Origin of the sequence: Pantoea sp. WMus005 (assembly GCF_013415305.1) — a bacterium.
GTDB classification, from domain to species: domain Bacteria; phylum Pseudomonadota; class Gammaproteobacteria; order Enterobacterales; family Enterobacteriaceae; genus Pantoea; species Pantoea rara.
The window spans coordinates 69,143-89,877 of the sequence record NZ_JACBXU010000007.1 but is presented as its reverse complement, the minus strand read 5'-3'; the positions used below and the strand labels follow the sequence as shown (position 1 = coordinate 89,877).

Below are 20,735 nucleotides of genomic sequence, written 5' to 3'. Positions count from 1 at the left end.
CGTGAGAAAAACAAAACGCGTTACTATCAGTGACATTGCTGGGCTGGCTGGCGTTTCAAAAGCCACTGCAAGCCTTGTGCTCAACGGCCGTGGTGAAGAGTTACGGGTTGCGAAGGAGACGCGTGAGCGGGTTCTGTCACTTGCCCGTGAACACCACTATCAGCCCAGCATCCACGCCCGGATGCTGCATGATGCCCGCAGTCATACGCTGGGGCTGGTGGTGCCGGAAATGACTAACCACGGCTTTGCGGCCTTTTCTCACGCGCTGGAAAATCTCTGCCGCGCGGCCGGTCTGCAACTGCTGATCTCCTGCACTGACGAAAATGCCGGGCAGGAGATGGCCGTGGTCAACAATCTGGTGTCGCGTCAGGTCGACGGGCTGATTGTGGCATCCAGTATGCTGAACGACAGCGACTATGTCAGCCTCAGCGAACAGCTTCCGGTGCTGCTGTTTGACCGCCATATGAATCACACGCAGCTGCCGTGGGTCATCACCGACTCGGTGACGCCGACTGCTGAGCTGGTTGAAAAGCTGGCCCGCACCTCTCCGGAGGAGATCTACTTTATGGGCGGACAGTCCGATCTCTCGCCGACACAGGATCGTCTTGCGGGATTCAGAGAGGGACTGTCGCGGGCGGGCGTGACGCTGCAGCCGGAGTGGATTATTCAGGGTAACTACCATCCCGGCAGTGGCTACGAGATGTTTGCTGCACTCTGTAAGCGGCTGGGACGTCCACCTAAAGCGATGTTCACCGCCGCCTGTGGCCTGCTGGAGGGGGTGCTGCGCTACATGAGCGAGCATAATCTGCTGACCAGCGACATCCGTATCGCCAGTTTTGATGACCACTACCTCTATGATTCACTCTCCATTCCCATCGACACCGTGGAGCAGAATGTCCCGGCACTCGCGCAGGCCTGCTTCTCGATGCTGACCACCATGATCGCCGGTGAAGATCCGGTTAACAGCCAGCTTATCCTGCCCGCTACGCTGCGGCTGCGTGGCTGATCGCCGGGCGTTTCTGACCCGGCAATACCTTATCTCACCACTCGACCGGCAGGGCGCTGACGCCGCGCAGGTTGGCCCTGTGATTGCGGCGAACGCCAGCGGTCACAGGGCGCATCTCTGGCAGTCGGGTCAGCAATACCTCTAACGCCACCTCCATTTCCGCCAGTGCCAGCCGATAGCCCATGCAGTGATGAATCCCGCCTCCGAATGCCAGGCAGCGTCCTTCATGCCGGCGGATATTTACCCGCTCCGGCGAGGTAAAGACCAGAGGATCGTGATTGGCTGCGCCCAGACTCAGAAAGAACCGCGTTCCGGGGGGAATCAGCTGGCCTGCTACCTCAATCTCTTCCAGAGTAGTGCGGTAAAGCATCTGGACCGAACTGTCGTACCGCAGACATTCCTGAATGGCATCGGGTATCAGCCCATGATTCTGTTTCAGGCACGCCAGTTCCTGCGGATGGTCATGCAGGGCCAGAATGGTGTTGCAGAGCATATTTGACGTTGTCTCATGACCGGCAAGAAAAAGCAGTATCACATTGGCAATAATCTCATCGTGACTCAGCCGGTCGCCATCACTGCCGCTGCGCAGAAAAAGCGACACCAAATCACTGGCGGTGCTGTGACGCCGGGAGACGATCAGTGCGCTGAAGTAACTTTCCAGCACGGAAAAAGCATCAGCGGCGGCCTGCAGATCCGCCGGGCTGATTTGTGGGTCGAAAACCTTGACCAGTGCTGAGGTAAGGCGGCCCAGTTCAGGCGCATCTGACTCTGAGACATCCAGCATCCTGCAGATAATGCGCACCGGAAGCGGAAAAGCAAACGCCTGAGCCAGATCGCAGGTGCGATGGGCAGCCAGAGCATCTACCAGTTCATTGGCTACTGTCAGCGCCATCTCCCTGAGAGGTTTAATCTCCCGGGCGCTGAATGCCTTCATGACCAGTCCTCTTAACCGGTTATGATCCGGCGGATTGAGCACCAGAAACATTCTGCTGATCCCCTGAAACAGCGGCATGTCGGCGGCATCCTCACCAAATCTTAGCCTGACACTTTCCATATAGTTCTTACCGACTCGCCGATCGTTCAACAGGGCGTCCACCACCGCATGACTGCCGCTGATGATGATTCTGTTTCCTGCAGGGATAAGCGGTCCCTGACGATGGAGTTTCCGATAAAGCGCAAAAGGATTGTCAGCATAATCGGGGTTCATGAGTTCATGAAGTTGCATAGCTCACTCTGCTCCGGATGTATTAATACAGACGCTGAATGCGGGAGAGGGCAGCACAAAGGCTGTTTTTATCATTTTCACTGAGGTGTGATGCCGTGAGTTGTGACATCAGAAACGCGTTGTCATCCTGCGAGAAGGTACCGGTCATCAGGCGCTGGCTGATCGCAGTCAGGATTTGGGTATCAAGCCGCTCTATCTGCTGGCGGGTCTCGGCCAGATCCGTGACCGGGAGGTCACTGTCCGGTGCTGAAAGCCAGTCAGCCCGATAGCGATACTGAATCGCTTTACTGGCATTCATCAGCGCATGAACAAACGGCCCCACGGAGTGCGGCTCAAGCCCGGCCTGCTCAGCGTTCTGCAGCATATGATCCAGCACCACCTGCTCCCTTGGCAGATCCTCGACAGGCAAATGATGCAGTGCTTTGTAACCCGCTACGGCTTTCATCACCTGCATCCGTTCATTGAGCGCGGAAGACAGTGATCCAAGAGAAACAGAAGAAACCGAACCTGCAAAAACGTTACTACACATAAACAGTGAAGAGAAAAAGATTGCCACAAAGTGAGTCATTTGCCTGCTCCGTTGATAGAACTGGCACTAATTTATGCATGAAAATGTCACCTGATGTGATTATTTTGTTTTCAAAATGTGAATCGCAAGGCAGGACAGTGAGATGAAGACAGGTTACTAATTTTGAAGTTTTTTTTTATTTTTTCGGTCATGAAAACTTCATATTGATTTGCAACACTGCCTGGTTAACTGCTGATACAGCTGGGCTGATTTGACTCTCCTGAAGCGATCCGCATCGCGCCAGCAATTATCTGCGACGCCACGAAGGCGTTTACGCGGCGTGTTTCATCGTGCGCACAGGGATCAGGGATACGATGTGCCGCGAGTGTGGCGCTTTTAGCAGCAAAAATAGGGTGACAGGTTGGTAACTCAGGTTATTGTTGATGGTAAAAATGTCGTGGAGTTCGTTAAGCGTCTGGGAAAACAGGCGGCAAACCGGGTAGATATGAACGGGCATAGAGAGCTAAAAACAGCACCAAAATCGCCCAGGAAAAAGTAAATAGTGCGTTTGATGCAAAATGGATCAGCGCAGAAGAGAGCGCTGAAGCAGCGCGTTTACAGCGTTCAGGATAAGTTGATTAAACTGGCATTAGGGTGATTTTAAATAACGACATGGTTCGGCGCTAAATCAGCAGGGGTTAAAAACTGATATTTCAGCACGCAGCGCCGTCCGGCATTTTGTGCGCTTCGCAGTGAAGGCGTATTACCGGGCAAAATGGTGCCTGTCAGCAGCGCTCTCTCACCATAGTGATGATGAAGCTGCTGCAGCAAATGCTGCTGAGCGCGTGCGGCGAGTCCACGGCCCTGATAAGCGGGCATAATCACTTCATCCATGATCTGAAATCCCTCAATAAAGGTCAGTCTCCGGCGAACACATATCATCAGTCCTGCCACCGTTCCCTGCCAGACAATCAAAAGCACATGTCCTCCGGCGATATCTTCCCGTAACTCCTGCCTGCTCGATGCCATCAGCTGATCACGCAGATGCGGCAACGTGTGCCAGCTGGCGCGATAGGCGTGGTTAATCGCCTGGATACAGGCGGAATAATCTTTCCGTCCGGCTTTCACCAGAGAAATGTCTTCGTCGGGAGGCGCAGCGAGTGTAGCCGGATCGCTAATGAATATCAGTTGATCGGTTAAACCGATATCTGGATGGCTTGCGGGCAACAGGATACGCAGCTTTAAGGGGTTAATCTTCTGCCACGCCTGCATAATGACAGAAGCGACCGTGTAATCGATGGGACCATCACGAGCCACGATCTCAATAAAAGGCTGGGCAGGATCGCCACCCAAATAGCGTGGCCCGGTGAGATATCGCTGGCCGTTCACCCTCAGTTCACGCTGCAAAAAGGTGTGCTGGGGCAGACCTGTTTCACGCCAGGGAAAGTTGGCAGAGAAATGATGATCGTGGCATCGGGTCTGCTCCTGCGCCAGCCAGCTGGCAACCCAGTCGCGGAGGCAGTCAGATGAGACAGGAACAGTACGGTAGAGCGACACCATATAATCCAGCATAAGATTCCTTATTGCCCGCCGTCAGTGGTCTCCTGCCTCTTTCCGCGATCTGTCTGAACCATTGCCAGAGTGCAGATGAGGCTGCTGAGAGTGTAAACGATGTGCTCTGTTAAAGACCATCTCAACCTGCCAGCCAGCGCCATTCCTTTCCTGCAGCATGAAAGCCGGACGGTATGATGCTGAAAAGGTGAGCAGTTAAATATCATCCTTTGCGATCACGTCTTGTTGCCACTTCCGGTACTGATTTAAAAGCAGGCAGAAAGAGTTTTTCGACTCTGACCGGAGGCGAAATAGATGGTCAAATTAATTGACTAAATAAGGCAAGGTTGCCCAAAAAAATAAATGAGAAATAAAATACATAATTTTTACGTAAATATTACGGAATCAGATAATCGGCAGGCAATAAATAGATTATGCTAAAGGGGCTGTTCAATAATTATAAAATGTCCGATCCTTTTAACACCCGGGGGTTATATGGTTCATATTGATTTATGCACCAAAGAGGGCGTGATGAAAGCATATGCTTTTCAGACGCCTATGCAGGCAATGACCCTGCTCGAAACCATTAAAAATGATGATTTTCAGTGGTTTAATCTGGAGTGGGACGGTCGTCGTTTTAACTGTCCACATCAGTTTATTAAAAGACTCAGCAGCCGTTCGTATATCAAAGCATTCTGGCGTTAAGCAATTTAAATGTTCATGCCTATTCATAATTACCTGTAGCTGATGCTGGTTTAATTAAACTGTTCGACGCCCATTTTAGTCGTGATGATAAATGGGGCAGACTCTGCCCCGTTATTTTAAACCTGCGGAAGCCGTTATCGTCGCGGTCGACACGAATAATAGCGCGTTCTCTGCACAGATCCTGAATCAGTTAGTTTCATTATTACCGCTTAATCATTTTCTGCTGATTAGTGTCATGGCCCTCTGAACGCTGAACCCGGCTTTATGTAACGCCAGGCGATTTTGTGCTGCGCCCGGCAATACGTCGTAATTCTCACTAAATCATCTTCTATTCGGCCCTTGACCGGAAGCGTCAACTGTTACACTTAAATGACTCTTAATCCGGATACTGACCGCAATGCCCCATGAAAAAATGCGCCTTCGTTCACTGCTGACTCTGCTTTCCATTGGCGGCGTTATTCTGACTTCCGGTCTGCTGCTGAGTGCGCTGCTGCTGTTTCAGAAGGCTAATATCGAAGACAGCCTGCTTGAAGGGAACATTGCCTATGCCCGTAAACTGGCTGATACCACCGATCGTTATCTTGAGACAGCGCAACGTGAACTGGCCTGGAGTGCCTCGCAGATCAAGGCGCTGAGCAATATTGACCAACTGAAAGGGGAGACTGAACGTCTGCGAATGCAGTCGGGCTTTTTTAATTCGGTGCTGGTGGTTAATCATGATGCCATCATTGCGGCCACCTCACCCGACAGTCTTAATCTGATTGGCATAAAGCTGCACTCGGCTGCCAGCCTGCAGGCCATTGCGACCCAGAAGCCCTTTATATCTGCACCATTTACCTCTGCAGCGGGTAACTATGTGGTGTTTTTATCACAACCCTTGTTCAGCGAAGAAGGCCACTATCTGGGCTACATTGGCGGCACCATCTATCTCAAAAAACAGAGCATGCTGAGTGAGATCCTGAGTCAGCATTTTTATAACAAAGGATCAACGGTCAGCGTGGTCAGCAATGATGGACTGATTATTTTCAGTCACGACCCGGCGCTCGTCGGAACAAAGATGCTGCTCAGCCTGGCATTACAGAAGCGCCTTGCTAACACTGAAAGCGGGCACTTCACGCTGGAGAATAACGGACAGAGCTACCTGACCGGTTATGGCACGCTGCATAAAACTGGCTGGAATGTATTTATTACCGGCACTTCTGAAACGGTCAGGCATATTCTGATGCGCACGGCGGAAAGCGCAGTCTGGTTCGTTCTGGGCATTATTATTGTGACAGCGGGCGTTATTGCTTTTATGGCAGGGCGGATTGCTTCTCCACTGGAAAAGCTGGCGGACAGAGTGCGCGATGGTGGCAGCGAAGCGCAGGCGGAATCACTCGCCACGGTTAAAACCTGGTATTACGAGGCAGACCGGCTCAAAGAAGCGGTGCAGGCGCATCGCCACGCCGTTGCGGGCCATATGGCCGCGCTGAATGATGAAGCGATGACCGATCCACTGACCGGGCTTTGCAACCGCCGCGGGTTTTCGGCGCTCGCGGCGCAGTCAGACAGCGAGCATGAACAGTGTGCCATCGCTATAGACATTGACCATTTTAAAAAGATTAACGACTGGTACGGGCATGACGCAGGCGACGCAGTACTGGTTAGCCTGGCGACCTTGCTGCGTCAGCTCTGCCGCACCGGCGATATCGTCAGCCGGTTTGGTGGCGAGGAGTTTATTCTGCTGCTGCCACACACCACGCTGGCAGATGCCGCGCGCACGGCAGAACGCATCCGTGAAACTGTCAGCACCACGACCTTCCCGTTTGCCGGAACGGTGACGATATCAGCAGGCGTGGCTTTCCGGGGTGAACAGGCTGGCGATCGCGAAGCGCTGCTGCGGCGTGCCGATGAAGCGCTCTACGAGGCAAAAGCTGCCGGGCGCAATACCGTGATGATTGCCAGGGCAGAGGGCTTCCACGCCGTTGAGTCGGTGAGGTAAGAATCGGAGGCTGGTGGAGGAGGCTCAGCACTTACTGCGTAATCGCCAGCCGAGCCACTCATCCAATGCCGCTTCCGGCAGCGGCCTGGAGTAGAAAAATCCCTGTGCCTGGTCGCAGCCAAACTCAGTCAGCGCCGTGACGGTTTCCGCATTCTCCACCCCCTCAGCCAGCACCATGTAATCGAGATCCTTGAGCATCGAAATAATACTGCGGGCGATGACGCGCGATGCGGTGTCAGACGAAATTTCGCTAATCAGTGAACGGTCCAGCTTGATCACGTCCAGTGGCATACGTCGAAGATAGCTGATGTTGCTGTAGCCGGTGCCAAAGTCATCCAGTGAAATACCAAATCCACGAAGCTTTAGCATCTCAAGACCCTGCATTGCAGTCGGGCTTTCCAGAATCCGTTCTGTCTCCAGGCACTCGATGCCCAGCAGCGAAACCGGCAGCTTCTCCCTGATCATCCGCTCTTCCAGATCGTCGGCAAAACCGTCGCGGGAAAAATCACTGCTGCTGACGTTAATGGTGATGGGCAGCTGAATATAACTGTTACGCAGCCGGGAGAGCCTGGCGATGGCGTGCTCTGTGACCCATGTCGTCAGCTCACTGAGTAGCTCGGTCTGGCCGGCAAAAGGTAAAAACTGTGCAGGCGATAGTTCACCGTGCTGCGGATGCTGCCAGCGGATCAGTGCTTCCAGTCCAATCGGCTTGCCGCTGTGCAGACAGATTTTAGGCTGATAGGCGAGCCACAATCCCTTATCCTGGCGTATAGCCATGGCCAGGTCATGCATCAGAGTGAAATCCTGGGTGTGGCGCGTATCGGTGGCCTCACTGAAAGGCATCGAGGCCACGTTGCGGGTAATGGCCTCATGCAGCGCGCTGACTGCACGCCGCAGGATCTCCTGAGCGGGCATCTCTCCGGTGTTAAAGCTCGCTTCCCCGGTGTAGGTCATCAGTGCAACCGACAGCCCATCGCCGATATCCGCACTGATTCCGGCCAGCTCTGTTGCCACCCAGTCGGCATTGAGTCTGCTCTCCTGACGTGTCAGCAGGGCAAAGCGCCCGGTTGCAACGGTATAGAGCATCTCACCCGGCGCAGGACGCAGGCGTAGCGGCAGCAGTGTCGCCACATCTTTCAGCAGGCTTTCAACCGGCCCCATGCCCATTGAGCGCGCAAGCTCATAAGCACGCGGCATATCAATACAGTCAATCAGCACCAGCCGCCGTGGCGTGGTGTCTCCGGAGGCGGCAAGAAACTGAAGGTCACGAATCAGACGCTGACGGTTGGGCAGGCCGGTTACCGGATCGGCAAACCCCGCCGAGTGCCAGGCATCAAGAAATGACATCACCAGTGTCGCCAGCATTTTTAGCATCGCCACCTGATCGTCACTGAAAAGATGAGGAGCGGTGTCGGTCACGCATAACGTACCCAGGATCAGACCCGTGCTGCTTTTCAGCGGAACACCGGCATAGAAGCGGATATAAGGCGCACCAGTAATCAGCGGATGTGCAGCAAAGCGGGTATCCAGCAACGTATCGGGCACGACTACAGTGCTGTCACTGTCCACTGCATGCCGGCAGAGGGAATCCTGCCGTGAGGATTGGGTGAGGGTGAAATTGTGCGCAGCCTTAACATGCTGCATCTCATCATCCAGAACAGAGATAAAGCTGCCGGGAATACCGAGTGCCTGGCTGGACAGCCGGACGAACTGTCGCAACACATCGTCACGACTTTCGTCGTTACTGCGAAGCGTATGCAGGGTTCGCGTACGGCATTCGTCGCCGCCGCTATGGCTCATAAGCATGGATTCCTCCGCACCGGCTGATTACGGCACGAAATTAAACAGGAAAATTAAAGGGTATGGTGTTATGACTACAGGCTATTTCCGAAAAAGGAAAGCGCTTTAACGTTTATTTTTGTATCGCGCTGCCCGCCACCGCTGGGCAGAATAGCAAATCCTTTTTCTTTAATGAAATATTTTCGTAATGTCGATTCTATTATTTCGTCGTTAAAAACTATTAATTTCTGAAATATCCTGCCAGTATAAAAAGCATAAACATAGTGCACGATATAATAACGCATTAAAGTAGATGATATAACTTATTTTTGTTTAATTTTAACGACACCAATGACAACATCGGGGAAAACCTCATGAATTCACTCAGGCATTTCACTATCCGGCGCGTTGTGCTGTGGATGATGATCGTTTCACTGGGCGTGGTCGCGCTGGCTGGCGGCTTCAGCAGCCAGGTGGTGCGCGACATCTATCGTCAAACCGATCGCACAGAGGCCCTGACGCAACAACTAAGCTTCCTGGCGCACAGCGCTATTGTTATGCAGAGCGGGTCGCCAGCCGATAAAAATGCGCTCATTGCATTAACCCCGGCCGATGCTGACTGGGATAGCTTTCGCACCACCCTCACAACCGCGCCAGCAGACTATGCAACCGTTGCCCGCGCGCAGCTGGATAAGGTGACGCAGCAGCTGGCTGAAAGTCAGGCCCCGCTGAAAGCTGACCGTCATCGTCTGGAGAGCGTACTACTGGCAGCGCTGGTGGCGGCAGTGGCATTACTGCTGTTCTGTGACCGCTATCTGGTTGTTCACCTGGTGCGTCCGGTAGGTAAAATTCGCGGTCATTTAAAAATTATTGCCGACGGTGATCTGACGCGTGAGCCGGACGATCTGGGGCGCAACTGTGTCGGGCAACTGGTGCCGCTGGTCAAAGAGATGCAGCACAGTCTGTTACAGACGGTCAGTGCTATCCGGGACAACGCCGCCATTCTGCATCGTGAAGCAGGCGACATCGCAGCGGGTAACGCCGATCTCTCTGATCGGACATCAACGCAGGCCGCTGCACTGGAGCAGACTGCAGCCAGCATGGAGGAGATCACTGTCACCGTGCGTCATAATGCACAGAATGCGCGTGAAGCGCGTGAACTGGCCGCCAGCACCACGAATACCACGCATGAGGGTGTGGAACTGGTTCAGAAGGTATCGGCAGCCATCGCCAGCATTGCGCAGGGATCAGAAAAAATCCGGCAGTTCACCGCGACCATTAATGGTATTGCGTTTCAGACCAACATTCTGGCGCTGAACGCCGCCGTAGAGGCCGCCCGTGCGGGTGAACAGGGTCGTGGCTTCGCGGTGGTTGCCAGTGAGGTCCGTTCACTGGCGCAGCGAAGTGCGGTGGCCTCTAAAGAGATCGAAGAGTTGATTGCTGATACCGTGGCACGCGTCGACGATGGCCGTCAGGCTGCAGAGAGTGCGGGTACCACCATGGCAGCCGTACTGCGCGGTGTCGGCGGCGTCAATGAACTGATTGGACAGATTGCGCTGGCCTCGGATGAGCAGAGCAAAGGCATTGCCCAGGTCACCGTAGCCGTTGCTGAACTTGACCGTGTGACACAGCAGAATGCCACGCTGGTTCAACAGGTTTCGGCGACGGCAGGTAGCCTCAGCGGCCAGACCCAAACGCTGGGCAGCGTGATTACGCGCTTTACTCTCCCGCATCAAACCGTCCCCGTGGCGAATAAAGGCGTGACACCTGCTGAGCCCAGGGGTGGCTGGGTGACGTTTGGCAAAGCATAGCCTGCTCGGATATCAGAAGGATTCTGATCACGAAAGTTATATAGGCCGGAAATACATTCCGGGTTCAGTGTGAGGTTTTGCAAACTGAATGAACAATTATTTTTCAGGGTTTTGCCGGGTGTTGATTAACCTCCGGCTGCCGTAACGTTTAAGAAGGGGTTTCTATTATTCAGATCGATTCATGCCCTATTCGGCGATCGCTTTAAATACAATCTGCATTATTTCCTGAGCTTATAGTGATGCATCACGCTTTCACGGCAGGAAGAAACTGGCAGGCCGTTAACACTTAACTCAAATTTATGCTTTGGCCGCGGACGTACGCTTTTTCCCGGCCAGCTTACCGGAGCTCCGCAGGCGGAGAGTTTCATATGGGAAATCAGATTTTACAGCGGCCTGTTGCCGTACAGCACAACGTGCGTGAACTGCGCGTTGCCGCTGGTCTCTCTCAGGAAATTGCAGCAGAACGTTTTGACCTAAGCCAGCGCGTCTGGCAGACCAAAGAGGCATCGAAAAATCCGGCGCTGCTCAGTCAGGGGGAGTATGAACTGCTGATGCTGCTGGCCGGAGAGCATCCGCATTATGAACTGGTACCCAGGCTAAGAAAGTAAGGCCGCCAGCCTCTGTTTTCTCTTAAGTAAAGTCATTCCGGGCCGATATACAAAACAAGCGAAGCGTATTTACCGCTCGTCTGACAAGCCTGGCCAGATGATTCTGGCGTGGTCCGCCATAAGCCGCTGATCCGCCTCACCCTCTCTGCCAGGCCTATCGTATTCACTGGCGCTTCTTTGTCTGCGGTGCCAGCTTCATCGGGCTCAGCGCAGCAACCTGTTGCTGCAGAGTTCACTGACGGGCCTTTGTTCCGGCAGCGGGTCGGCAGCAAATTCTGCATGTCCTGTCTGAGTGAACGTGTCCTCTTTACGCTGTGTCATGCCGGCGACAGCAGATAACATCAGAGGGGAATTACGCTGAAACGTCCCGTTTATCATGATGCCGAGGCGGCTCGTCTCGACGCACTTAAGCAGTATAACCTGATGGATTCTCCGCCGACTGATGCGCTGGATCGTCTCACCACGCTTGCTGCGCGGCTGTTTCGGGTGCCGGTTGCTTTTGTGTCGCTTATCGACGAGAAGCGACAGTTCTTCGCCTCCCGCTACGGTTTAAATATCTCAGGTACCTCGCGCAACGTCGCGTTCTGTCATCATACGCTGGCGAAGGGCGATATTCTCTGCGTGCCGGATACGCTGAAAGATCCGCGCTTTCGTGACAGTCCGCTGGTTCACGGCTACCCCTTTATCCGCTTTTATGCGGGCATCCCGCTCTCTACCCCTGATGGCCATCACATTGGCACGGTCTGTCTGACCGACAGCCATCCGCGTGAACCCCTGACCGACGAGGATCAAAAGCATCTGACCGACATTGCCGCGCTGGTGATGGATCGCATGGAGATGCATCGTCTGGAGTTACTGCGCTACACCAGTCAGCAGCGGCTTCAGGCCATCTCCACTACGTCACCTGACGCTATTGTCTGCACAGATCTGCGGCGCGGTATCACCTTCTGGAATCCGGCTGCCACGGTGCTGTTTGGTTACACAGCAGAGGAGATGAGAGGTCAGTACATCAGCGAGCTGATTCCGGCGCGCTGCCAGACTGACTACCGCAATGAACTGGCCCGGCTAACCTCTGACGAAGTGGCTATCTCGCATCCACGTTCGCTGCAGATATGGGGTGTCACGCGCGACGGTCGTGAGTTCCCGGCCGAGGTCTCTTTTTCGGGCTGGCGTGAAGACGGAGAGCGGCTGGTGGGCATGATCATCCGCGATGTCACGGCCCGCTATGAGAGTGAGGCACGACTTTGTGAGCTGGCCTCAATGGACATGCTGACGCGTCTCGCCAGCCGTAGCGCGTTTATGGACCAGGTCGGACAGCTGACCACTGCGGATGTGCCCTATACATTACTGATGACCGATCTTGATGGTTTCAAAGAGGTTAACGATACGCTGGGACATGCCGCCGGAGATGCGCTGCTGTGCCACGTCGCTGAACAGATTCGCACGGTGTGCGCGAGCGCGGTGACCGCTGCGCGGCTGGGCGGTGATGAATTTGTGATCCTGTTAGCGGGCGGCAGCGCAGAGGCCGCGATAACGGCGGAAAAACTGATTGCGGCCGTACAGACGCCGTTCCGCTATCACGACTCGCCGGTCGTAGTCGGAGCCAGTACCGGCATCGCCTCCTACCCGGAGCACGGGCGCGATCCTTCTGCGGTGATGTCCGCCGCTGACCTGGCGCTCTACCGCGCCAAAGCATCAGGCAAAGGCCGCAGTATTCTGTTCATGCCTGCGTTTCGTGAAGCGGAGCAGCAGCGCCGACGCTTTGAGCGCGAACTGGAAACAGCAGTGCGCCAGCAGCAGTTCACGCTTTACTATCAGCCGCGCTTCGAAGTTGAGAGTGGAAAACTCACTGGCTGCGAGACGCTGGTGCGCTGGCAGCATCCGACGCGCGGTCTGCTGTTGCCTGCCGAATTTATCGGCATGCTGGTTAAGAGCCCGCTTTCGGTGACACTGGGCGAGTGGATCATCCGCAGTGCTCTGACCCAGGTCCGGCAGTGGCAGGTGCGCGCGCCTCAGCTTCGCGTCAGCATTAACCTGTTTCCGCGCCAGCTGGCAGGCAACAGTCTGGAAGCGGTGATACGTGAGAGTGCTGGCGGTGATGCCGGTTTTGTTGAGCTGGAAGTGGATGAGCCATTACTGGCTGTGCTGGTACAGGATATGCCGGTTCAGATTGAAGCGGTGCGCCGTACCGGTGCCACGTTCGTGATCGATCATTACGGACGGACGCTGGGAGCGATAAACCTGCTGCGTCATAGCTTTGTAGCGGGCTTTAAAATTGATAAGTCGCTGACGCACGAGCTGGGTTCCAGCATGCGGGTACGCATGATGTTCCGGGCCATGACTGCGCTCGGCAAAAGCCTGGGTATTCAGGTGGCTGCAGAAGGGGTGGAAGACAAAGAGCAGATCGCTTTTGTCACCACCGCCGGGTGCGACATCATGCAGGGTAATGGCCTGTGCCGGCCAATGACGCCTGCGGACTTTGAGGCGATGCTGTGCGGACAAGAACACTATCTACCCGCGGTCGCCGTCGCCATCGGTCACGATGTCACGCCACGCTTATCAATCTGACAGAAACAGGGTGAACGATGCCAGCGCATATGTCTGTCAGTTCAGCGTGATAGCGGGTATTCCTGATTCAGCAAGCCGAAGATCCAGTCATCCTGCCACTGGCCATTGAGAAAGAAGTTCTGCCGCAAGGTTCCTTCCTGAATAAAACCTGCTGAAATCAGGGTCTGGCGTGAGGCTGCATTGCCTGCCGTCACCGTGGCGGTCAGTTTACGATAAGCCTGCTGCTCAAAGCAGAACGTGATGGTGGCATGCAGTGACTCCCTGCCATAACCTTTGCCCTGCGCATCTGCCGCCAGAATGAAACCAAACTCCGCAATACCGTCTCCGCGATCGATAAATCCGCAGAAACCAGCCGGCAGACCCGAAATCTTTTCCTCGATCACCAGACACAGCCAGTGTTTGCAGCCCGGATACCAGGTGGGCAGGCGGACATCAAATGAGTGGGTTCTGATCGCTTCCACGCTGCGCGGGTCGCTGATGTACTTCATCACCGATCGATCCTGACTGACCGCCAGATAGAAGGGCCAGTCTTCCTCGCGCAGCACACGGTAAGTCAGGCGTGGCGAGGTCATTTGCGCTGGCATTGCGGGTGGTAAATCTTCTGTGGACATCCTGCCACTCCCTGCGTGTCGAATCGGTAAGGCAACGGCGTAAAAATAGCACAACGTCTCTGACGGGCGTCATGCGTTTTCGCGACGCTGCGAGAGCAAGACGGAGGGGTTTTTAACCGTTTCACGGTTTCGTACGTCAGGCTTCGGTTTTTGCAGGGTATATCGGCTGTTAACGCTCTCCTGCAGGCCATCTGCTCACTTCGTTGCTACTCTTTTAGCCACATGAACTCAATTGACCCCGATGAGAGTAATTCCCTATGGATCTGAAAACGTTTGAAGCCGGAGCCTGGGCTGCACTGCAGGAGGCTGCATCCGATCCGCAGGCCGGATTTCGTTATCTGACGCTCTGTACGGTCGATGCTCTGGTGCAGCCTCAGGCGCGAACCGTGGTTCTGCGCCAGTGTGCCGACGACCACAGAATGCTGACATTTCATACGGATGTACGCAGCCCGAAGTGGCAGGAGATGGCGGCGAATCCGCAGGTCACCGTGCTGGGATATTGCCATCAGCGTCGCCTGCAGCTGCGGCTGGCAGGCCGGGTTGAGTGCTATGCGGCGGGAAGTGATGTTGCCCGGAAGGCCTGGCGTGCCTTACCGCAGCATACGCGGCAGACTTACACCGGCGGACCTCCAGGGGATGCGCGGACAACGGCTAACGAAGCGCCTGACCCGACGGCAGCGGAAACGGGAGAATCCCGCTTTGGTGTAGTGATCGTGCGGGTCAGTGTGCTGGACGCCTATCAGCTTCAGCGAAACGAAAATCAGCGCGCCCTGTTTCACTACTCCTCTATGGGCGCGTTGCAGGAAAGCAAGTGGCTCAACCCCTGATTAACGTCAGGTCATGTGAATGGCTGATTGCGCCTCTTTTCACACACGGCATAAAAAAGATTTCACTGTCTTCCGCTCCGTTAGCTTTTTTATCTGCCGCACCGCTTAATCGATTTTAGCACCACGTTATCTTCATATGATGGCATTTTTCTGCTTTTTCCTATCTTTTGTCATTGTTTGTGCCAGGCTTTAATTAGCCGAAAAGCAGTGACTTATGCTCAAGGTAAAGAAAAGTACAAATGATCGCTCTGTATCACAGGCAGGTTAAACATGAACAATCAACCTCCTGAAAAGCCAGGGTCAGAGGGTAGCGACCAGGTCATAAGCCTGGCGGAGGAAACCGTTGAGATCTCTAAGCAGCGGGTCATTGACGGTTATGTCAGGGTTACCCGACAGGTCACTGAGCATCAGCAGAAAATTGCGCTGATGCTCCGGCATCAGACGGCGGAAATAGAACGCATTCCCAGGTCGGAACGGCTGGCTGAGATGCCGACAATCCGTGAAGAAAATGGTGTGCTGATCATTCCGATTGTCGAAGAGGAAGTCGAAATCGTTCGTCATCTGGTGCTGAAAGAGGAGTGGCATATCCGCAAGGTTGTCAGTGAGGAAGCCACAGAACAGGTTGTTTCCCTGCGCAAACAGCACGCTCACCTGACCCGAACACCCTATTCAGAGCCGTCCGAATCCATCACCGAGGAACACAACATGGCGCGTGAAACAATCGTAACAATGTTCAGCAATATCTCACTGGCAGAAGGTGCAAAGCGTAACCTGATTAAGGCCGGGTTCCTGGATGATGACATCGATATCATCTCCGGTGATCGCTTGCGTACCGAAGGTCATGAGGCCCGTCACCCCGGCTTCTGGCAACGCCTGTTTGGCAATACGCTGGAGGAGGATCAGGCCGAAGTGTATGAAGATGCGATGCGGACTGGCGGAGTGGTGCTGTCGCTGCGGGCCGATGAAGATGCGTTGCCGCGTGCCCTGGGCATCCTGGATGCACATGAAGAACTTACCGAGCGCAGCGCGGCGCTACCCGATGATGACGCGCCGGGTTACGCGACCAGCGACGGTCTGACTGCACCTGCCAGTGGAACGCTGCAGGATAATGTCGCCGTCGATCCACTCTCTACCGATCCTGCCCATCGTGGCGCTGCCCGTACTGCCCTGACCGGTGACGAAAGTGACGAGGATGTATTGCGTCTGGCCGAGGAGCGACTGGAAGTAGGTAAACGTCTGGTCAGCGAAGGGTCGACCCGCGTACGCCGCTACACTGTCACCGATCAGGTGTCACAGAATGTCTCGTTGCATGAGCAGCACGCTGAAATCTTCCGTCGTCCGGTCAGCGAAACCGGCTCAACGGCTAATGTTGACTGGTCTGAAAAAACCGTCGAAGTGGAAGAGACGCATGAGCAGCCCGTGATCAATAAGACCGCAGAGATTATTGAAGAGGTGGTGTTACGTAAAGAGGCCAGCGATCGGGTCGAAACCATCAACGATTCGGTACGCCGTCAGGAAGTGGATATTGACCATGCCAGTACGGATCCTCTCGGTGCAGACCGGGTGACCGGGAATCGTACGGTGGCCGATCCGTTGCTTGAGAGCACGCGTCAGGCCCGTGATGACCACGATAGCCGCCCGTTGACGCCAGGCAGCGAGCCAGCGCATAAAGAGGGTTTCGCGGAAAAGACCGGCGATAAAATCGCCGAAGCGAAAGAGAAGGTTGAGGACAAGTTTAAAAAGCCGTAAAGCTGCTACGGTGATTGTCGCCTTTCAGGCCTGAAAACCCGTCACTGACGGGTTTTTTTGCATTAAAGAAGCTTAAAAATTGCTAGCGTAATGGAGCGCTAACATACCCATTCTTCTGTTTTATAAAAGTTTATTCACACTGTTTTCCTGAAAACAAAATGTGGCTTAGCCTTGAAGTCCCGAATTGGGACTGTTATATTAGTCCCGCCATGGGATAACAGGGAACGTCAGTGCGAATTATATCGATCGCGTCTCTCAAGCGATTCTGGGAGACCCATAATCAGGCGGAGCACCCGTTAAGAGCATGGGTAGATGAAGTCAGTAAGGCTCAGTGGAAAACGCCGCAGGATATTAAGGATAAGTACAGAACGGCAGATTTTCTGAGCAACAATCGGGTGGTGTTTGATATTAAAGGCAATCACTACCGTTTAATTATTGCAGTGGCTTACAGGTTTCAGGCGGTCTACATAAAGTTTGTAGGTACGCACGCCGAATACGACAGGATAAACGCAAATACGGTGGAAATGTGATGGCTTATAAAATCAAACCGATTCACTGTGAAGCAGATTATGAAGCCGCGCTGGCAGCCGTATCTCCCCTGTTCGATAACGAGCCAGAACCGGGAAGTGACGCCGGGGACTTTCTGGAAGTCATGATCCTGCTTATCGAAAAATACGAGCAGGAACATTATCCGATTGAGGCACCCGATCCGGTAGAAGCGATTAAATTCCGCATGGAGCAGATGGGGCTGACAGCGAAAGACTTAGTGCCGGCGATTGGACGCCAGAACCGCGTCTATGAGGTACTGAATCATAAGCGTGCGCTGACGCTGCCAATGATCCGGAACCTGCATAAAATGTTCAATATTCCGCTCGCATCCCTTGTAGGCTCTGCCCAATCCCAAAGGATAAACGTCCAGTAACTGAGGCCCGCCATATGCGGGCTTTTTTGTTCCTGCGGTATTTTATTGAATTCTGGACCAGCCAGATCTGTGACGGTATAAACGACAACGTCCCGGACCAGCAAGTTCTGAATCACCTCCTCGCGTTGTGAACACCGCAATCCCTGACTACCCTTGCTGTTGTTTCCATCCCCAGACGGGCCAGATAGCCCGAACGCCGGATTTGTATCTGCAATTTTTAGTCATTAACGGCAGGCCATCATGAATCTGCCGTGCATTATCAAACAGGGAAATCATGACAGAACAACGCAACGCCGATCATTACCGCGCTGATGAGCACATCGACCCTTATGTCTCGGTACAGGGTGCAAGAACGCATAATCTCAAAGATGTTTCGCTGCGATTTCCCCGAAATGCCATGGTGGTGTTCACCGGGGTTTCAGGCTCCGGTAAGTCGTCCCTCGCCTTTGATACCCTCTATGCGGAAGCCCAGCGCCGGTTTATCGAGTCGGTCTCGCCACACGCCCGTCGCCTGATCGATCAGGCCGCTGCGCCAGATGTGGATAATATTGACGGACTTCCGCCTGCGGTGGCGCTTCAGCAGAGCCGGGCGGGGGCGCAGGAGCGTTCAACGGTGGGCAGTCTCACCCGAATTTCTGTCACGTTGCGCCTGCTCTTTTCCCGTGCAGGCGTAAGGCCTGAAGGCGTGCCCTTTATGACCGCCGATTATTTCTCGCCCAACAATCCTGAAGGCGCCTGTCCGCATTGCCAGGGACTGGGAAGAGTTCACACCGTCAAAACTGAGTCGATGGTGCCGGATGGCGCGCTGAGCATCCGGCAGGGTGCCATCGCCTCCTGGCCCAGAGGCTGGCATAACAAAAACCTGCGAAGCATCCTTGAGACGCTGGGTTACGATGTCGATGCGCCCTGGCAGACGCTTTCAGCCCGTGACCAGCAGTGGATACTGCTGACTGACGAGCAGCCCTCGGTGCCGATTTTTGTCGGCCTGAATGCTGAGCAGCGTGAAAAAGCGCTGGCGGCAGGCGAAGAGCCCGCCTATACCGGGACTTACACCAGTGCAGCAAAAATCGTGCTGCAGAGTTATTCAGGTGGCAGTGAGACGACGAAGAAACGGCTGGCGCGCTTTGTAACGGTGACTCCCTGTGCTGAATGCCACGGTAAAAGGCTAAACCGGGATGCGCTGTCCGTGACGTTTGCCGGTCATGACATTGCCAGCCTGAGTGAGTTGTCGGTCTCAGAACTTGCTGAGCTGTTTAAGCCTTATGCGACAGGTGCCTCCCCGGACCTGCCTGCCGAGGCGGCGCTGCAGGAGGCGGTTATCCGGATGACGTCGGATATTGCTATGCGGCTCAATCAGCTTGAAACGCTGGGTCTGGGGCATCTTGCGCCGGGGCGGCGCACCACCATGCTCTCCTCTGGCGAGCTGCAGCGCGTGCGTCTCGCAACTCAGTTAATCTCGCGATTGTTTGGCGTGCTTTATGTGCTGGATGAGCCTTCAGCCGGCCTGCATCCCGATGATGTCAACGCGCTGCTCGCGTCCCTTAAGAACCTGGTTCGCGCGGGTAATTCGCTGGTGGTCGTCGAGCATAATCTCGACCTCATCGCCGAGGCCGACTGGCTCATCGAGGTCGGCCCCGGACCTGGCACGCATGGCGGCGAAATCGTCTATAACGGTGAACCGGCAGGACTTGAAGACGTGATTGCGTCGCCTACTGCGGGTTATCTCTTCTCCCGCAGCTATACTGGGCTGCGCCAGCGTCGACCCGCAGAGAGCTGGCTCAGATTTGAACAGGTCTATTGCAACAATATCGCCGGAATGGATATCGCCATCCCGCTGGGGAGAATGACGGCCGTCACAGGCGTGTCCGGCTCTGGAAAATCGACGCTGCTGAATCGTGTGCTTCCGGAAATGCTCGGACGTTTTGATAAAATGCCTGACAGTGAAGAGGGTGAGGAAGAGGATCTGGTGCCAGACGTTAAAGGCAAGATCGTCAGCGGAAGTGAGGCTATTGGCCGACTGGTCAGAATCGATCAGCGTCCTATCGGGCGCACACCTCGCTCAAATCTGGCCACGTACACCGGATTTTTCGACATCATTCGCAGGCTATTTGCTGACACCCCTGCGGCGAAAGCCAAAGGCTTCAGCGCCAGCCGCTTTTCCTTCAATCTGCCAGCCGGACGCTGTCCTGCGTGTGAAGGGCAGGGACAGATTTCAATTGAGCTGCTCTTTATGCCCAGCGCCACCGCAACCTGCTCAGTCTGCGCGGGAAGCCGTTACAACCCTGAGACGCTGGAGGTGAAGTGGAACAACCTGACGATAGCGGATGTGCTTAATCTCACTGTGGACGATGCCACTGAGGTATTTCACGGCTATGACGGGATCCAGCGTTCGCTGTCGGCACTGACATCACTGGGGCTGGGATACCTGACGCTGGGTCAGCCCGCCACTGAATTGTCCGGTGGAGAGTGTCAGCGCATCAAGCTGGCCTGGGAACTGCAGCGCGTCCAGCGGACGGCTACGCTCTATCTGCTTGATGAACCCTCGACAGGCTTGCACCCGTCTGATATGGACAAGCTGTTGATTGTTCTGGATGAACTGGTGAAGCGCGGCCACACCGTGATTATGGCGGAACACACCATGCGCATTGTGGCAGAAGCGGACTGGGTGATTGATTTGGGTCCCGGTTCGGGGCTGAAGGGCGGAAAGATTGTTTCATCCGGCTCACCGGAAGAGGTCAGCAATTCTGCAGAGAGTCTCACTGCGCCCTGGCTTTCTGCACAGCTGAAAAAGAGGGCGGGCGATCCGGGTTAACCGGATTGCGGTTGATGACGCCGCTGCTGAAACGGGTGTACTGAAAGGGCTCAGGGGTAAGCTCCTGAGCCC

Annotated in this window: 16 protein-coding genes; 11 read left to right on the top strand and 5 right to left on the bottom strand. The window is 54.6% G+C overall.

The window, feature by feature from the left end; translation table 11 throughout:
• The first annotated feature begins 1 nt into the window (after nucleotide 1).
• Nucleotides 2-1,006, top strand: a complete 1,005-nt coding sequence (locus HZZ01_RS19695) for a substrate-binding domain-containing protein (RefSeq protein WP_179899128.1) — start codon at nucleotides 2-4, stop codon at nucleotides 1,004-1,006.
• Between the two features lie 34 nt (nucleotides 1,007-1,040).
• Here the strand turns inward: HZZ01_RS19695 and HZZ01_RS19690 are convergent, their stop codons facing one another.
• The 3 genes from HZZ01_RS19690 to HZZ01_RS19680 all read right to left on the bottom strand — a co-directional run bounded on the left by HZZ01_RS19690 (nucleotide 1,041) and on the right by HZZ01_RS19680 (nucleotide 4,311).
• Nucleotides 1,041-2,231 (bottom strand): cytochrome P450, encoded by a 1,191-nt coding sequence (locus tag HZZ01_RS19690; RefSeq protein WP_179899127.1) that lies wholly within the window; start codon nucleotides 2,229-2,231, stop codon nucleotides 1,041-1,043.
• 22 nt (nucleotides 2,232-2,253) lie between these two features.
• Entirely contained in the window at nucleotides 2,254-2,799 is a 546-nt protein-coding gene (locus HZZ01_RS19685; RefSeq protein WP_179899126.1) for a chorismate mutase, read from the bottom strand.
• A gap of 600 nt (nucleotides 2,800-3,399) precedes the next feature.
• A complete protein-coding gene (locus HZZ01_RS19680) occupies nucleotides 3,400-4,311 on the bottom strand; it encodes a GNAT family N-acetyltransferase (RefSeq protein WP_179899125.1) in 912 nt (303 codons plus the stop codon).
• 510 nt (nucleotides 4,312-4,821) lie between these two features.
• Here HZZ01_RS19680 and HZZ01_RS19675 point away from each other — a divergent pair.
• Nucleotides 4,822-4,995 (top strand): hypothetical protein, encoded by a 174-nt coding sequence (locus HZZ01_RS19675; protein WP_255434367.1) that lies wholly within the window; start codon nucleotides 4,822-4,824, stop codon nucleotides 4,993-4,995.
• A 397-nt stretch (nucleotides 4,996-5,392) separates the two neighbouring features.
• On the top strand, nucleotides 5,393-6,976 hold the full coding sequence (locus HZZ01_RS19670) for a diguanylate cyclase (protein ID WP_179899123.1): 1,584 nt from the start codon (nucleotides 5,393-5,395) through the stop codon (nucleotides 6,974-6,976).
• A gap of 24 nt (nucleotides 6,977-7,000) precedes the next feature.
• Here HZZ01_RS19670 and HZZ01_RS19665 read toward each other — a convergent pair whose 3' ends face one another.
• Nucleotides 7,001-8,782: a sensor domain-containing phosphodiesterase gene (locus HZZ01_RS19665; protein ID WP_179899122.1), complete on the bottom strand. Its 1,782-nt coding sequence runs from the start codon at nucleotides 8,780-8,782 to the stop codon at nucleotides 7,001-7,003.
• 347 nt (nucleotides 8,783-9,129) lie between these two features.
• On the opposite strand from HZZ01_RS19665, the gene HZZ01_RS19660 reads away from it, so the two are divergent.
• From HZZ01_RS19660 to HZZ01_RS19650, 3 genes are all read left to right on the top strand, one after another.
• Nucleotides 9,130-10,566 (top strand): methyl-accepting chemotaxis protein, encoded by a 1,437-nt coding sequence (locus tag HZZ01_RS19660; RefSeq protein WP_179899121.1) that lies wholly within the window; start codon nucleotides 9,130-9,132, stop codon nucleotides 10,564-10,566.
• Nucleotides 10,567-10,934: 368 nt separating this feature from the next.
• Nucleotides 10,935-11,174, top strand: a complete 240-nt coding sequence (locus HZZ01_RS19655; protein ID WP_179899120.1) for a transcriptional regulator — start codon at nucleotides 10,935-10,937, stop codon at nucleotides 11,172-11,174.
• A 423-nt stretch (nucleotides 11,175-11,597) separates the two neighbouring features.
• A complete protein-coding gene (locus HZZ01_RS19650; RefSeq protein WP_179899119.1) occupies nucleotides 11,598-13,742 on the top strand; it encodes an EAL domain-containing protein in 2,145 nt (714 codons plus the stop codon).
• 41 nt (nucleotides 13,743-13,783) lie between these two features.
• Here HZZ01_RS19650 and HZZ01_RS19645 read toward each other — a convergent pair whose 3' ends face one another.
• Nucleotides 13,784-14,353 carry a GNAT family N-acetyltransferase gene (locus HZZ01_RS19645; protein WP_179899118.1) on the bottom strand — a complete coding sequence of 190 codons (570 nt, stop codon included), beginning with the start codon at nucleotides 14,351-14,353 and terminating at the stop codon, nucleotides 13,784-13,786.
• Between the two features lie 257 nt (nucleotides 14,354-14,610).
• Between HZZ01_RS19645 and HZZ01_RS19640 the strand changes: the two genes are divergently transcribed.
• The 5 genes from HZZ01_RS19640 to HZZ01_RS19620 all read left to right on the top strand — a co-directional run bounded on the left by HZZ01_RS19640 (nucleotide 14,611) and on the right by HZZ01_RS19620 (nucleotide 20,663).
• Nucleotides 14,611-15,180, top strand: a complete 570-nt coding sequence (locus HZZ01_RS19640) for a pyridoxamine 5'-phosphate oxidase family protein (RefSeq protein WP_179899117.1) — start codon at nucleotides 14,611-14,613, stop codon at nucleotides 15,178-15,180.
• A 270-nt stretch (nucleotides 15,181-15,450) separates the two neighbouring features.
• The gene (locus HZZ01_RS19635) at nucleotides 15,451-16,929 is read left to right on the top strand and encodes a YsnF/AvaK domain-containing protein (protein ID WP_179899116.1); all 1,479 of its coding nucleotides are present in this window, start codon (nucleotides 15,451-15,453) and stop codon (nucleotides 16,927-16,929) included.
• A 230-nt stretch (nucleotides 16,930-17,159) separates the two neighbouring features.
• A complete protein-coding gene (locus HZZ01_RS19630; RefSeq protein ID WP_179899115.1) occupies nucleotides 17,160-17,459 on the top strand; it encodes a type II toxin-antitoxin system HigB family toxin in 300 nt (99 codons plus the stop codon).
• Nucleotides 17,459-17,851: a type II toxin-antitoxin system HigA family antitoxin gene (locus HZZ01_RS19625; protein ID WP_179899114.1), complete on the top strand. Its 393-nt coding sequence runs from the start codon at nucleotides 17,459-17,461 to the stop codon at nucleotides 17,849-17,851. Before HZZ01_RS19630 ends, HZZ01_RS19625 begins: the two co-directional genes overlap by 1 nt.
• Before the next feature lie 274 nt (nucleotides 17,852-18,125).
• Nucleotides 18,126-20,663 (top strand): excinuclease ABC subunit UvrA, encoded by a 2,538-nt coding sequence (locus HZZ01_RS19620; protein WP_179899113.1) that lies wholly within the window; start codon nucleotides 18,126-18,128, stop codon nucleotides 20,661-20,663.
• Nucleotides 20,664-20,735: the final 72 nt, after the last annotated feature.

What these genes read in the sequence shown, in the direction of transcription:
- HZZ01_RS19690 (WP_179899127.1), bottom strand. Translation starts at nt 2,231, where the DNA reads ATGCAACTTCATGAACTCATGAACCCCGATTATGCTGACAATCCTTTT.
- HZZ01_RS19685 (WP_179899126.1), bottom strand. Translation starts at nt 2,799, where the DNA reads ATGACTCACTTTGTGGCAATCTTTTTCTCTTCACTGTTTATGTGTAGT.
- HZZ01_RS19680 (WP_179899125.1), bottom strand. Translation starts at nt 4,311, where the DNA reads ATGCTGGATTATATGGTGTCGCTCTACCGTACTGTTCCTGTCTCATCT.
- HZZ01_RS19675 (WP_255434367.1), top strand. Translation starts at nt 4,822, where the DNA reads ATGAAAGCATATGCTTTTCAGACGCCTATGCAGGCAATGACCCTGCTC.
- HZZ01_RS19670 (WP_179899123.1), top strand. Translation starts at nt 5,393, where the DNA reads ATGCCCCATGAAAAAATGCGCCTTCGTTCACTGCTGACTCTGCTTTCC.
- HZZ01_RS19665 (WP_179899122.1), bottom strand. Translation starts at nt 8,782, where the DNA reads ATGCTTATGAGCCATAGCGGCGGCGACGAATGCCGTACGCGAACCCTG.
- HZZ01_RS19660 (WP_179899121.1), top strand. Translation starts at nt 9,130, where the DNA reads ATGAATTCACTCAGGCATTTCACTATCCGGCGCGTTGTGCTGTGGATG.
- HZZ01_RS19655 (WP_179899120.1), top strand. Translation starts at nt 10,935, where the DNA reads ATGGGAAATCAGATTTTACAGCGGCCTGTTGCCGTACAGCACAACGTG.
- HZZ01_RS19650 (WP_179899119.1), top strand. Translation starts at nt 11,598, where the DNA reads ATGGATTCTCCGCCGACTGATGCGCTGGATCGTCTCACCACGCTTGCT.
- HZZ01_RS19645 (WP_179899118.1), bottom strand. Translation starts at nt 14,353, where the DNA reads ATGTCCACAGAAGATTTACCACCCGCAATGCCAGCGCAAATGACCTCG.
- HZZ01_RS19640 (WP_179899117.1), top strand. Translation starts at nt 14,611, where the DNA reads ATGGATCTGAAAACGTTTGAAGCCGGAGCCTGGGCTGCACTGCAGGAG.
- HZZ01_RS19635 (WP_179899116.1), top strand. Translation starts at nt 15,451, where the DNA reads ATGAACAATCAACCTCCTGAAAAGCCAGGGTCAGAGGGTAGCGACCAG.
- HZZ01_RS19625 (WP_179899114.1), top strand. Translation starts at nt 17,459, where the DNA reads ATGGCTTATAAAATCAAACCGATTCACTGTGAAGCAGATTATGAAGCC.
- HZZ01_RS19620 (WP_179899113.1), top strand. Translation starts at nt 18,126, where the DNA reads ATGACAGAACAACGCAACGCCGATCATTACCGCGCTGATGAGCACATC.